The organism is Pseudomonas sp. P5_B2 (assembly GCF_056400445.1).
Genome location: NZ_JBFULH010001126.1, coordinates 1 through 972, shown reverse-complemented (window position 1 = coordinate 972; position 972 = coordinate 1). Strand labels below are relative to the sequence as shown.

Genomic DNA, 972 nt, shown 5'->3' with positions numbered 1-972 from the left:
GTGCATGCTCCAGCGCCAGTTGCTGCTGGCCACGTTGTGGTCGGAGTCAAATGAAACGTTGATTGGCAAGCATGTTCCCGCTCACGAGGCGGTCGATCTGCAGCGGGCAAATATCCCTAGCTTCTCCATGCCCATCGGCAGCAATCGTATATTCAGCAGTCATGGCGGGTTCGTGGCAGAACTCGACATCGAGAGCCCTCTTGAAAGTTGCCAACGAAAGCTGAGTGATCTGTCTGTCAAGGACAAGGCTTTTCAGACACTCATCCTGCGCGAGTGCCTGTTCCCTTCGGGTAATACGGACTTGCCCTTGAATAGGCGGCATTACCGCAAAAATGTGCCAGCTATGGGGGAATCGGACTACCTCGCAGGTGCGCTTAGAATCACGGCAGTGATCGAACGGTTGAGTATTAAAGGCGAAGGCAGGGAGGTTGGGTGGTCTTTCCTGAATACCCATCCGACCACTCGACGCAACTATCTCTCGCCCATGAGTAACAGCCTTTATAACGGCATGGGTGGGCTGGCTGTTTTTTATATGAGTCTTTTTCGAGTCAGCGGCCAGCCAGAACACTTGGATATGGCTGATCGAATCGTCGACTCTATAGCGACTTCCCATGAGCATTTCGATAGTGACATGGCGGTCAGCGCCTACTTTGGCCTGGCGTCTTACCTTTATGTTCTGGTCAATCACCAGCAGGTCATCGGGCGGGATATCCATCGCGCAACCATCAATGACCTGTTGCTCAAACTCGCCGACTTTCCACGCGAGAATGATGAGTTTGACTTCCTCAATGGATGGTGCGGGACGGTCACGGTACTGGTGAACCTGTATCAACTGGAGAAGCGAGAAAGCTTGATACCGCTGATTGAAAAGTTTTCGGCTGCTATTCAAGCCGAGTTTGTGAGTCCTTGATACCGTTGATCTGGCTCTCTGAAACCCGATCGCTGCCAAACGATTTGATGATGCTGAGGCTG

Annotated in this window: 1 protein-coding gene; it reads left to right on the top strand. The window is 52.3% G+C overall.

Translation table 11 applies throughout. The annotated features are described in order from the left end of the window. Positions 1–910: lanthionine synthetase LanC family protein (locus tag AC1DRJ_RS29640; RefSeq protein WP_477805256.1), on the top strand; the 910-nt coding region annotated here is incomplete at its 5' end. Between the last annotated feature and the right edge of the window lie 62 nt (positions 911–972).